We start from the raw sequence: 12,318 nt of genomic DNA, 5'->3' as shown, positions 1-12,318 counted from the left end.
CACACCGGTGATCGAGTTCGATCCGGTGAAGAACAATATCAATATCCATGAGCGTGGCCTGCCCTTCCAGCTCGCGGCCCTGCTTTTCGATGGCCCTTTCATCGAGGAGCAGGACAGCCGGCAGGATTATGGCGAGCCACGCTTCATTGCGACAGGCCCTATCGCGGCTTTGGGCGACCGCGTCTTTGTGGTAGTCTATACATGGCGCGGCACCAACCGTCGCATCGTCAGTTTCCGGAAAGCCAATGACCGCGAAGTCAAAAGATACCGAGCAAGTCTCCCGCGATGAGGCCTTGGCCTTTGCCAGGAAATGGGCGACGCCGGAAAATATGGCGCGGCTCGACGCGGTGACAGACGACGACATCGCGCGGCAAATTGCTGCAGATGCTGACACGGCTCCGGAGCTCACTGACGACTGGTTCGAGAACGCACGGCTGGTCATCCCGCTCAAGAAGCCGCGCGCAGCTTAGCACCAAATCGGACCCATTTTGCGGTGATCCGGAGCATTTCGGACCAACCCCGCCTGCAGGTTCCTTCGCCGCCTCGCTAGATTAATGCGAGGAAAGGAGCCTCGATCATGCCCAGCTATATCGTCAACAAGCAAGCCCAGTCCAATGGCGACCATGAGGTGCATAATGCCTCAGACGATTGCCCCTATATGCCAAACGTCTCCAATCGGCTCGATCTGGGATATCACGATAACTGCCATGGCGCTGTGAAAAAGGCCAAGGAGACCTATGCGCAATCCAATGGCTGCTATTACTGCTGCCCCGCCTGCCACACGAGCTAACCTTATCCCCGCTCTCCCATGGTGATCAGCCTGATCCCCGCGCGCTGGGTCGCGTAGCTCCATAGCCAGTTGACGATCACCGCGGCGCGGTTGCGGAAGCCTGCCAGGAAGCCGATGTGCACCGCGCCCCATAGCCACCACGCCGGGGCGCCGTGCAGGCGGAGCCAGCCGAAATCGGCGATCGCGCTTTTGCGGCCGATTGTGGCGAGGCTGCCCTGATGGCGATAGATAAAGGGCGCGTCCGCCGGTTTGCCGCGCAGCTCCTGCCCGATCAGCCGGGCGACATGCTGGCCCGCCTGTTTGGCGGCGGGCGCGAGGCCGGGGACGGGCTTGCCCTGCCAGCCGAGGCTCGCCGCGGCATCGCCGATCACAAACACATTGCCCTGGCCCGCGACGCGCAGGCACGGATCGACCGTCACCCGGCCCGAGGGATCGGTGGCAGCATTCAGCCAGCGTCCGGCGGGCGAGGCGGCGACGCCGGCGGCCCAGAGCACGGTCTCGCTCTCGATCGCCTCCTCGCCGATCAGCACGCGCTCGGCCTCGATGCCGGTCACGCGCGCGTCGAGCCGGATCTCAACGCCCAGCCGTTCGAGCGAATGGGCAGCCTCAGCGGACAATTCGGGCGGAAAGGCGGGCAGGATGCGGTCGGCGGCCTGGACCAGGATCACCCGGGCATCGGCGGGATCTATGCTGCGATATTCATGCTCCAGCCCGTGCCGCGCCAGTTCGGCGATAGCGCCAGCCAGCTCGACCCCGGTCGGCCCCGCACCGATGATGACGAAAGTGAGCAGCCGCCGCGCGCGCGCAGGATCGCCGCAGCTTTCGGCCTTTTCGAACGCGCCGAGCAGCGCGGCGCGCACCGCGATGGCGTCTTCCACGCGCTTGAGGCCGGGGGCGAAGGGTGCCCAGTCGTCGCGACCGAAATAGCTGTGCGTCGCGCCGGTGGCGAGCACGAGATAGTCGTAAGCGAGCGCGTTGCCGCCAAAGCCGATGGTGCGCTGGGCCGCGTCGACCCGGTCGACCTCGCCGAGCAGCACGCGCACATTGCCGTCGGCGCGGAACAGCTGGCGGATGGGGATGGCGACATCGGCAGGCGAGAGCGCGGCGGTCGCGATCTGGTAAAGCAAGGGCTGGAACAGGTGATAATTCTGCCGGTCGATCAGCGTGATCCGCACCGGCAGGCGGCGCAAAGCCAGCGCGCAGGCGAGCCCGCCAAAGCCGCCGCCGACGATCACGACATGCGGCCAGTCATCAGGCACCATGCCGGGCTTTGCATCGCGCAGCACGTTCGCCTGCAGCCAGGCCGCGATGACTGCATCGATCGAGGCGCGCCCACTGCCATGGGCGATGAAAAGGCCGAGCGTCGCCATCGCCAGCAGTGGCAGGCCCGCGCCATAGCCCATCAGCATCGCCCCCTGCAGCCCCAGGATCGCGAGCAGCGACACCAGCGGCATGGCGAACCCGGCGAGCATCAGCAGCGCGTAGAGCGCGGCGCTGGCAGGCGGCAGCGCCGCGAAGCTGGCGAGCGGCAGCAGCACCTGCGGCTCGGGCAAGGCGAGCCATCCCGCGTGCACCACTAGCGCCAGCGCGAGCCAGAGCCGCAGACCGGCGAGATACCAGGGCGCGGCATGGCGGGTCAGCGCCTCGCCCGCCGCGATCAGCAAAGGCGCGAGCGGAACCGCGCTGCCTTTCAGCCCGCGCGCCAGCAGCCGGTCGAGCGACAGCGCCCCTGCGCCGCGCATCGCGTACCAGCCCATCAGCGCGATGGTAAACAGTTGCGTGTCGGTCGGCAGATAGCCGAGCTGCGCGACCAGCATCAGTGCGCCCACCGCCAGCGCCGCGCCGCGCGTCATCAGCCCCAAAGCGAGCAGCACCGCACCGCCGAGTTCTATGCTGAGGCCCAGAGCGGCGGCATAAGGCGGCGACAGGAAGCTCACAGGATATTCCTGGCTCGCCAGGGTGAGCGCGCGCTCCCAGTCCATCAGCTTGACCAGGCCCGAGGCGAGCAGTCCTTGCGCGATGATCAGCCGCACGGCCAGATCGAACAGCGGGCGCGCCGAGGCGATCAGCGCGGCATAGAGCTTGAGCCAGACGCGGAAGGTTATGCGCAGCGCCGGCGGAAGCGGGCGCGGCTGCACCCCCTTCGCCTTGCCCTTTACTGTGGCAGCCTCCATCCCCGCGCATCCCGATTGCGTGCACCCGCTAACGGGTTCGCTTGGGCGGGACGATCGTTACACGGATGGAGCGTCCGGCTCGGGCACGCGCAGCGTCGCGAGCGCGGCGAGCGCTAGCACGGCCGCCGCGAAGGCCATGGTCCAGACCGGCTCGGTCGGGAAGAACGCCTTGAGCAGGCTGCCCATCACCGTCGCCACCAATAGCTGTGGCAGCACGACGAAGACGTTGAACAGCCCCATGAAGATGCCGAGCTTCGATTGCGGCAGGCTGGAGGCGAGGATGGCATAGGGCATGGCGAGGATCGACGCCCAGGCAATGCCGATGCCGATCTCGCTGACGATCAGAAGGTTGGCATCACGGATGAACAGGAAGCTTGCGAACCCGGCCGCCCCGCAGAGCAGGCACAGGGCATGCGTGCGCACCTTGCCGATGCGCGCGGCGAGCCAGGGCAGCAGAGTCAGCGCCGCGATTGCCGCGATGCCGTTATAGATCGCGAACAGCACGCCTACCCAGTTGCCCGCCTCGTTATAGGCCGGGCTCGCCGCATCGGTCGCGCCGAACACGGTCTGCGCGACCACCGGGGTGGTGTATATCCACATGATGAACAGCGACGACCAGCTGAAGAACTGCACCAGCGACAGCCGCTTCATCATCGGCGGCATGCCCGAAAAATCGCCGACGATAGCGCCGAGCAGACTGTTGTCGCGCCCTGCGCGCGCCATGCGGATCGCGATCAGGCTGGCCAGGCCATAGCCGGCGAGCAGCCCGCCGAGCAGGTACAGCTCCTTCTCGAGATCGAAGCTTCCCACCAGAACGATGACGACCGCCCCTGCGGCGATCCAGGCGATGGCGCTGGTGAGCGTCCGCGTGGCGAGCGCACGGATCGGCTGGGCATCGGGCGCATCGGGCGCGCCTTTCGCAAAGGCGCGCATTTCCTCAGGGCTGTATTCGCGCGTGGTGACGATCGTCCAGAGCACTGCGACGAACAGCGCGACCGCGCCGAACCAGAAGCTGATCCGCACCGTATCGGGCACCTGGCCCGCAGGCGCGGTGTTGGCGATACCGAGATCGGTCAGCAGATAGGGGAAGAGCGATCCCGCCACCGCGCCCGCACCGATGAACGCGGTCTGGATCGCATAGCCCATGGTATGCTGGTCCTTGCGCAGATTGTCGCCGACAAAGGCGCGGAACGGCTCCATCGAGATGTTGAGCGACGCATCGAGAATCCACAGCATCATTGCGGCGAGCAGCAGCGATTGCGACAGCGGCATGATCACGAGCGACAGCGCCGCGAGCACGGCTCCGGCGAGAAAATAGGGGCGGCGGCGGCCGAGCCGGGTCCAGGTGCGGTCCGAATAATGGCCGACGATCGGCTGGACGAGCAGGCCGGTGAGCGGGGCAGCGATCCACAAGGCGGGCAGGTTGTCGAGGCTTTCGCCCAGCGACTGGAAGATGCGGCTCATGTTCGCATTCTGCAGCGCGAACCCGATCTGGATGCCGAAGAATCCGAAGCTCAGGTTGAACAGCTGCCAAAAGCTCTTGCGCGGTTTTTCCGCGATCATGCGCCTCTCCCTGGATGTCCGCCTTATGCTGTTCGCGGGGTTCCTGGCCCGAACCGTGGCAGAGCGCCCGTCAGCGCACAACCGCAGCGCATACGTATACTTGGCAGCGCGCGTTCAGCCGCTGGAGCCGCGCACGATCAGCTGGGTTGGCAGCATATAGGGCTCGACCGCCTGCCCGCGGATCTTGCGCAGCAGCGTATCGACCAGCGCCTCGCCCGCCGCCTTCACATCCTGGCTGACCGTGGTGAGCGGGGGGTTGGTGAAGCTCGCTGCGGGAATATCGTCGAACCCGACCAGAGCGACATCGCCGGGGACGGACAGGCCCGCCTCGGCGAGCGCGCGCATCGCGCCGATCGCGATCAGGTCGGACGCGGCGAAGATCGCATCAAATGCCGTCCCAGAGCTGAGCAGCGCCTGCACCGCCTCGTGCCCCGCCTCTTCGGAGGTGACGGAATCGCGCTGCAGCGCCGGATCGGCCTCCAGCCCTGCCTCGGCCAGCGCATCGCGATAGCCGCGCCAGCGGTCCTCGAACTCGGGCGCATGGCTCGATGCGATACCGATGAACGCGATCCGCCGTCGCCCGCGCGCGATCAGGTGGCGGGTCGCGGCATAGCCTCCGCTGCGGTTCTCCGACCCCAGGGTGATGCCCGGCTCGTTCGCCATCGGCGATCCCCAGCGCACGAAATGCGTGCCCTGCTGCACCAGATGCGTCAGTCGCGCGCGATAGTCCTCGTAATCGCCATAGCCCAAGAGGATGATGCCATCGGCCTTGTGGCTGTCCTGATAATCAACATGCCAGTCGCTGGAGAGCTGCTGGAACGAGATTAAAAGGTCGAACCCGGCGCGCGAGGCGGTGCGCGTGATCGATCCGAGCATCGCCAGGAAGAACGGGTTGATCATCGAATCGTCGGGCGTCGGGTCCTCGAAGAACAGCAACGCGAGCGTGTTCGCCTGTTGCCGGCGCAGCGACGAGGCGTTCTTGTCGACCGAATAATTGAGCTGCGCGGCGATCGCCTGGATGCGCCGACGCGTCTGTTCACTGACCGCCGGATTGCCGCTGAGCGCGCGCGAAACCGTGGGTTGCGAGACGCCCGCCAGCTGTGCGATGTCGAATGAGGTTGGCCTGCGTCCCATCCTGCCCCTTAGCGTCCAGTGGCCTGCAAAACCCCGATTTTTTAAGGCTCTTTGCGACCTTTCAGCCTGAATACGTATGCGTATGCCTTTTGCAATCGTGGTGCAAAGGTTATTCAAACTGCCGACCGGTTCACCTGAAAACCGGCGGCCCTGGACTTTTTCCAGACGCCAGAAATCATCCCCGCCACTGCCGCGCGGGGCCCCTGGGGAGAGTGATCATGAAAGCGATTTTTCGCGCCCGTCGACTGCGCCTTGCGTCCGGCCGCACCAGCCTTGCCGCCCTGTCCACCGCGCTGATGATCGGTGCTGCCAGCCCCGGGCTCGCGCAGAGCGCCGATGCCGACCAGCCGCAGGGCACCGCCGAGATCGACGAGGAAGGCGGCGTCATCGTCGTCACCGGTTTCCGCGCCAGTGTCGAAAACTCGATCGCCGCCAAGCGCGAGAGCAACTTCATCGTCGACATCGTCACCGCCGATGACATTGCCGGTCTTCCCGACGTATCGATCGCGGAATCGCTGGCGCGCCTGCCCGGCGTGACCTCGCAGCGCACCGGCGGCCAGGCGAGCGCGATCAACATTCGCGGGCTTTCGCAGGACCTCGTCTCGGCGACGCTCAACGGCCGCGAACAGGTCGCCACCAGCGGCAACCGCGTCATCGAATTCGACCAGTATCCCTCGGAACTGATCAACCAGGCCGCGGTCTACAAGACGCCGCTCGCCAGCCATATCGAAGGCGGCATCGCGGGCAAGGTCGAACTCAAGACCGTGCGCCCGCTCGACAATGCCGACGCCTTCAAGGCGACCGTCAACCTGCGCGGCCTGTACAATGACCGCGCCAGCGAAAGCCCGGACGTCTCGTCCTATGGCTATCGCGTGTCCGGATCGGTCCAGGCCAAGCTGCTCGACGACACGCTCGGCATCGCGTTGGGTTATGCACGGCTCTACCAGCCCAACGTCGCGACGCGCTTCGTGCAGTTCGACTTCCCGATCCCCGGCACCAACGGATCGCCCACCCGCGACCTCAATGGCGATGGCGTTGCGGACTCGCTCAATTTCGGCTTCGAGGGCATCCAGTTCGGCGGACGCGAGACCCGCGATGCGGCAATCGGCGTGATCCAGTGGGAGCCGAGCGATCGCCTCCGCGTGCTGATCGACGGCTATTATTCGCGCTTCAAATCTGACGTGCAGCGTCGCGGCCTGCGCGTCGTGTCGCCGCAATCGGGCGATAACCAGTTCATCAACCCGGTGATCGCCAACAATGCGCTGATTGGCGGGCGCATCGTCAACCAGGTGGGCTCGAACGGCTTCGGCTTTGGTCTCGGCACCGAGCTGGTCAATCAGGACGAAAGCCGCCGCGACGAGCTGTACACCATCGGCGGCAACCTGGCCTATGACTTCAGCGACCGCGTCACGCTCGCCGTCGATGTCGGCTATTCGAAGGGCACCAGCTTCTTCAACAACGCCGGCATCAACCTGCGCCCCTATGTGAACACGCCCACCGGCCTTCGCCGCGCGGATTCGATCCCGGGGCTGATCTCGGTCGACTATCAGCTCAACGGCACGCGTCTTCCGACCATCCGCTCGATCAGCTCGAACTTCACCGATGTCGATCCGGCGGGCGGCGGCTTCTTCCTCGACGGCCAGTTCCTGGTGCCGCAGGCGGATAGCGACGAGCTGTTCGCGACCGCAGCCGACCTGGTCATCCGCTTCGACGAGGCCAATTTCCTCGACGCACTGCGCTTCGGCTTCCGCTATGCCGACCGCCGCGGCGACCGCCGGGTGACTTCGTTCAACACCTTCGGCATTCCCGGCAGCCCGCTGGCAGTGCCCGGAAATCTGGTCAAGCAGGCCGGCTTCTCGGGCGGCTATGCGGCAGCGGGCCTGCCCGGCTTTGCGGTGGTCGATATCGATGGCGCGTTCAATCTCGCCTTCGGCAACACGCTGGGCGTGCGCCAGCCCACCGACCAGATCGCGTTCGATTTCACCATCGACCAGAGCTTCCGGATCGATGAAGAGACCTATGCGGGCTATGCCCAGCTCGATTTCGATACCGAGCTCGGCGGCCTGCGCTTCCACGGCAATATCGGCGCGCGCTATGTTCGCACCGACCAGAGCTCGACCGTCAATTTTGCCGACCCGAACCTGGTCGACAACCCCGCCACCCCGCCGCCGGCACGCGAGAACCGTCGTCCGGTAACGCGCGGACGCACGTTCAACGACTTCCTGCCGGCCGTGAACCTGATCCTGGACCTGTCGGACCGCGACATTCTGCGCATGAGCTACAGCCGCCAGATCTCTCGCCCGCGCTTCTTCGAGCTGCGCGGTTCGATCAGCGTCAATACCGGATCGGACGGCAACACCAGCGGCGGCGGCGGCAACCCCGAGCTTTCGCCCTATCGCGCCAACCAGTTCGACCTCGCTTATGAGCACTATTTCGGCAATTCGGGCGTGTTCGCGGTCAGCGCCTATTACAAGGACCTCGAATCGTACATCATCAACGGCACGATTCCGCAGTTCAACTATGTCGAAAACGGCATCATCCCGCCGCCGATCCCGGGCACCAACATTCCCGGCAACGCGGTGGGCAGCTTCTCCTCGCCGATCAATGGCGACGGCGGCTATGTCTATGGCTTCGAATTCCAGTTCTCCAAGACCTTCGTCGAACTGCCCGCTCCGTTCGATGGTCTTGGGGTTCAGCTGAACTATGCGTACAGCAAGAGCGATCTGGAATTCCCCAGCGCGACCAGCGGCGCGTCGATCAACCTGCCGCTGCCGGGCCTGTCCGAGCACGTGTTCAACCCGACCGTGTTCTACGAAAAGGCCGGATTCGGGGCACGCCTCAGCACCCGCCACCGCTCGAGCTTCGTCAGCCCGCAGATCGGCATCAGCGAGCTGGTCCTGACCAGCGCCAAGGAAACGGTGATGGATGCGCAGCTTTCCTACCAGTTCCAGGAAGGCAGCGCGCTGCGCGGGCTCAAGCTGCTTGCGCAGGTCAATAACCTGACCGATGAACCGACCCGGACCTATTGGGGCAATGTCGCCCAGACGGGTACGATCCAGAATTTCGGCCGCACCTTCTTCCTGGGTGCAACCTACGAATTCTGATCCGGTCACCAGTCGGGGGGCGGGTTTCCCCACCCGCTCCCCGTTATTTTACGAGGTTTGCCGCATGGTGCGACACTGGATGACGCTGGCCGGACTGGTCGCCCTGGCCGCATCGGCCCCGGCCGCAGCGCAGGCCCCCGATTACAGCGCCGCCACCGTGCGCAGCCGTCCGCCGCAGGACGAGATCATCTATTTCGTGCTGCCCGACCGCTTCGCCAATGGCGATCCCGCCAACGATCGCGGCGGACTGAAGGGCGACCGGCTGAAGACCGGGTTCGACCCCGCGCACAAGGGCTTCTTCCATGGGGGCGATCTTAAGGGCCTCACGCAGAAGCTCGATTACATCCAGCGCCTTGGCGTCACCGCGATCTGGTTCGCACCGATCTTCCAGAACAAGCCCGTGCAGGGCGAACCGGGCCAGGAAAGCGCGGGCTATCATGGCTATTGGGTGACCGATTTCACGCGCGTCGACAGCCATTTCGGCACCAATGACGAGTTCAGGGCCTTTGTCGATGCGGCGCACGCGCGCGGCATCAAGGTCTATATGGACATCATCACCAACCACACCGCCGATGTCATCTATTTCAAGGAATGCGCCGGGAAACCGGTCTGCGCCTATCGCTCCAAGGCGGATTATCCCTATTGGACCAAGGGCGGCCTCGAGGGCGCGCGGATCAATGCAGGGTTCGAGGGCGATAGCGTTCGCACGCAGGAGAATTCCGCGCGGCTGACCGACCCGACCTATGCCTATACGCCGCAACTGCCCAAAGGCGAGGAGCAGATCAAGGTCCCCGCCTGGCTCAACGATCCGATCCATTACCACAATCGCGGCAATACCAGCTTCTATGGCGAGGATTCGCGCTATGGCGATTTCGTCGGACTAGACGATCTGATGACCGAAAGCCCGCGCGTGGTCGACGGGTTCATCGACATTTATGCCAGCTGGATCGACCGTTTCAGCATCGACGGCTTCCGCATCGATACCGCGCGGCACGTGAACCCCGAATTCTGGGCACGCTTTGCCCCCGCGATGCTCGAACGCGCCAGGGCCAAGGGCATCCCGAACTTCCACATCTTCGGCGAGGTCGCCAACGACGCGATGGACCCCGGTTTCCTGGCGCAGCACACGCGGCGCGACAAGCTGCCCGCCGTGCTCGATTTCGCCTTCCAGGCCGCGGTGCGCGACATGCTCACCGGCAAGGCGGGGACCGACCTGTTCGCCGGGCTGATCGCAGGCGATGTATTGTACGAAGGCGGCGAAGCGACCGCACTGACACTGCCCACGTTCCTCGGCAATCACGACATGGGCCGGCTGGGGCACATGCTCGACAAGGCCTATCCCGACGCCAGCGAGAAAGAGCGGCTGGCGCGGATGAAGCTGGCGCATGTGCTGCTGATGACCGCGCGCGGCGTGCCGACCGTCTATTATGGCGACGAGCAGGGCTTTACCGGCGACGGCAACGATCAGGACGCGCGCGAGGACATGTTCGCCAGCCGGGTCGCCAGCTATAACGATAACCGGCTGGTCGGCTCTGCGGCGACCACGGCGACCGACAATTTCGACCCCGCGCACCCGCTCTATACGCTGATCGCCGAGCTGTCGGCGATCCGCAAGGCGCACGCCCGGCTGCGCGAAGGGCGCACCGTGCTGCGCCATTATGGGCCGAAGCCCGGCCTGCTCGCCTTCACGCGCGGCGAAGACGATGGCGAGGAAATCCTCGTCGCGGTCAACACCTCGGACCAGCCGGTCAGCATGAACGTCGAGGTCGGCTATCGCTCGCGCGCGTTCATCGGCCTTGCCGGCACCTGCCCGACCACCGCGAGCGCGCCGGGATCGGTCGCGATCAGCCTGCCTGCGTTCGGCTACGCCGTCTGCCGCGCCACCCCGATCGACTGAGAGCCGAAAAATGACCAAGCCGATCTGCGACGCCCGGCCCGCCATGGACAGTGATACCGGTGCCAGCCGCCCCTGGTGGAAGGGCGCGGTGATCTATCAGATCTATCCGCGCAGCTTTGCCGATGCGAATGGCGATGGCATCGGCGACCTGGCAGGCATTACCGCCAAGCTCGACCATATTGCCGAGCTTGGCGTCGATGCGATCTGGCTCTCGCCCTTCTTCCCATCGCCGATGAAGGATTTCGGCTATGACGTGGCCGATTATTGCGGGGTCGATCCGATCTTCGGCACGCTCAAGGATTTCGACGCCCTGGTCGCGCGCGCGCACGCTCTCGGCCTCAAGGTGCTGATCGACCAGGTCTTCTCGCACAGCTCGGACCAGCATCCCTGGTTCGTCGACAGCCGAGCGAGCGCGCACGCCGACAAGGCCGACTGGTATGTCTGGGCCGATGCCAAGGCGGACGGCAGCCCGCCGAGCAACTGGCAGTCGGTGTTCGGCGGCCCGGCCTGGACCTGGGATGCGCGGCGCGGACAGTATTACATGCACAATTTTTTGAAGGAGCAGCCGCAGCTCAACGTGCACAACCCGGCGGTGCAGGCGGCGCTGCTCGATGTGCTGCGTTTCTGGCTCGATCGCGGCGTCGACGGCTTCCGCATGGATGCGGTCAATTTCGCGATGCACGATCCGCAATTGCGCGACAATCCGCCCGCGCCCGATACCGGCAAGCCGCGCACCCGCCCGTTCGATTTCCAGCTGAAGGTCTACAACCAGTCGCATGCCGACATTCCCGGCTTTGTCGAGCGGATGCGCGCGCTGATCGACACCTATGGCGACAAGTTCACCGTCGCCGAAGTGGGCGGAGACGATGCCGAGCGCGAGATGAAGCTGTTCACTGCTGGCGGCACCCGCTTCGACAGCGCCTATGGTTTCGATTTCCTCTATGCCGAGCGCCTGACGCCGCAGATCGTCGCGCAGGCGCTCACCGGCTGGCCCGATGCGCCCGGCACCGGCTGGCCGAGCTGGGCGTTCGAGAACCACGACGCGCCGCGCGCGCTCTCGCGCTGGGCCGCGCCCGAGCATCGCGAAGCCTTCGCGCGGCTCAAGATCCTGCTGCTCGTCGCACTGCGCGGCAATATCTTCCTCTACCAGGGCGAGGAGCTGGGCCTGCCGCAGGTCGAAATCCCGTTCGATCGGCTGCAGGACCCCGAGGCGATCGCCAACTGGCCGCTGACGCTGAGCCGCGACGGCGCGCGCACGCCGATGCCGTGGCGCAGGAACGCCAACGACATGGGTTTCGGCAGCGGTGATCCCTGGCTGCCCTTCGGCGACGAGCATGGCCCGCTCGCGGTCGATGCGCAGAGCGCCGATCCGGCCTCGCTGCTCAACCTCACCCGCGCCGCGCTCGCTCTGCGCAAGACGCACCCGGCGCTGGCGGTGGGCAGCATCGCGATCCTGCATTGCGACGCGCAGGTGCTGGCCTTCGAGCGGATCGAGGGAAGTGAGCGCATCATCGCCGCGTTCAACCTGTCCGCCGAGCCCGCCGCCTGGCCCGCCGCGTTGCCTGAGAAGGGCGCGGTGGTGATGGCGGTAAATGACGCCACGCCAGGCAGCCTGCCCGGCCATGGCGCGCTGCTCTACACCCCCGACTGATCCCT

At 65.5% G+C, this 12,318-nt stretch carries 9 protein-coding genes; 6 read left to right on the top strand and 3 right to left on the bottom strand.

The features are described 5' to 3' along the window. The first annotated feature begins 7 nt into the window (after nt 1–7). The 3 genes from AX725_RS16705 to AX725_RS16700 all read left to right on the top strand — a co-directional run bounded on the left by AX725_RS16705 (nt 8) and on the right by AX725_RS16700 (nt 790). Nucleotides 8–289, top strand: a complete 282-nt coding sequence (locus AX725_RS16705) for a BrnT family toxin (protein ID WP_081097004.1) — start codon at nt 8–10, stop codon at nt 287–289. Next, entirely contained in the window at nt 246–470 is a 225-nt protein-coding gene (locus AX725_RS21330; RefSeq protein ID WP_197422381.1) for a hypothetical protein, read from the top strand. Before AX725_RS16705 ends, AX725_RS21330 begins: the two co-directional genes overlap by 44 nt. Before the next feature lie 107 nt (nt 471–577). Further along, the gene (locus tag AX725_RS16700; protein ID WP_060978128.1) at nt 578–790 is read left to right on the top strand and encodes a hypothetical protein; all 213 of its coding nucleotides are present in this window, start codon (nt 578–580) and stop codon (nt 788–790) included. 2 nt (nt 791–792) lie between these two features. On the opposite strand, the gene AX725_RS20660 is transcribed toward AX725_RS16700, so the two are convergent. The 3 genes from AX725_RS20660 to AX725_RS16685 all read right to left on the bottom strand — a co-directional run bounded on the left by AX725_RS20660 (nt 793) and on the right by AX725_RS16685 (nt 5,661). Continuing rightward, nucleotides 793–2,964, bottom strand: coding sequence for an FAD-dependent oxidoreductase (locus AX725_RS20660; RefSeq protein ID WP_082730662.1), 2,172 nt, complete (start codon nt 2,962–2,964; stop codon nt 793–795). Between the two features lie 57 nt (nt 2,965–3,021). Continuing rightward, the gene (locus AX725_RS16690; protein WP_060978127.1) at nt 3,022–4,527 is read right to left on the bottom strand and encodes an MFS transporter; all 1,506 of its coding nucleotides are present in this window, start codon (nt 4,525–4,527) and stop codon (nt 3,022–3,024) included. A gap of 114 nt (nt 4,528–4,641) precedes the next feature. Further along, nucleotides 4,642–5,661 (bottom strand): LacI family DNA-binding transcriptional regulator, encoded by a 1,020-nt coding sequence (locus AX725_RS16685; RefSeq protein WP_060978126.1) that lies wholly within the window; start codon nt 5,659–5,661, stop codon nt 4,642–4,644. Nucleotides 5,662–5,879: 218 nt separating this feature from the next. Between AX725_RS16685 and AX725_RS16680 the strand changes: the two genes are divergently transcribed. The 3 genes from AX725_RS16680 (at nt 5,880) to AX725_RS16670 (ending at nt 12,313) form a co-directional block, all read left to right on the top strand. Then, nucleotides 5,880–8,765: a TonB-dependent receptor gene (locus AX725_RS16680; protein ID WP_066114218.1), complete on the top strand. Its 2,886-nt coding sequence runs from the start codon at nt 5,880–5,882 to the stop codon at nt 8,763–8,765. A gap of 64 nt (nt 8,766–8,829) precedes the next feature. Beyond that, a complete protein-coding gene (locus AX725_RS16675) occupies nt 8,830–10,662 on the top strand; it encodes an alpha-amylase family glycosyl hydrolase (RefSeq protein WP_060978124.1) in 1,833 nt (610 codons plus the stop codon). A 10-nt stretch (nt 10,663–10,672) separates the two neighbouring features. Beyond that, nucleotides 10,673–12,313, top strand: coding sequence for an alpha-glucosidase (locus tag AX725_RS16670; RefSeq protein WP_060978123.1), 1,641 nt, complete (start codon nt 10,673–10,675; stop codon nt 12,311–12,313). Nucleotides 12,314–12,318: the final 5 nt, after the last annotated feature.

Source organism: Blastomonas sp. CCH9-A1 (assembly GCF_001557175.1).
Classification (GTDB): domain Bacteria; phylum Pseudomonadota; class Alphaproteobacteria; order Sphingomonadales; family Sphingomonadaceae; genus Blastomonas; species Blastomonas delafieldii_A.
The sequence above is the reverse complement of the archived record's forward strand: the minus strand, read 5'-3'. Positions and strand labels throughout refer to the sequence as shown.